The organism is Winogradskyella poriferorum (genome assembly GCF_050618035.1).
In the GTDB taxonomy this organism is placed as follows: domain Bacteria; phylum Bacteroidota; class Bacteroidia; order Flavobacteriales; family Flavobacteriaceae; genus Winogradskyella; species Winogradskyella poriferorum_A.
Genome location: NZ_JBODPY010000265.1, coordinates 1 through 217, shown reverse-complemented (window position 1 = coordinate 217; position 217 = coordinate 1). Strand labels below are relative to the sequence as shown.

Here is a 217-nt window from a genome sequence, read left to right as displayed (position 1 = left end):
GGGAAAGACACATTGGTAACTTTTTGATCCTTAGGCGAATTTTTAGGAAAATAAAGTGCGATTTCAGATCCTATACTTGGCAACCAACACTTGTAATAATCATCATGTAAATAAGGCTTTATTTTCTCCTGTTTATATTTTCTGTTGTTCTTTATCCCTTTTACCACTTCATCCAATTCATCGGCTTGTGGTAACATTAAAATTGAGTCGTTTAGTT

Annotated in this window: 1 pseudogene; it reads right to left on the bottom strand. The window is 33.2% G+C overall.

Annotation, left to right across the window (positions count from 1 at the left end):
- Positions 1-197: pseudogene (locus ACRHOC_RS15705) on the bottom strand (hypothetical protein); the annotation flags it as partial.
- Positions 198-217 lie beyond the last annotated feature (20 nt).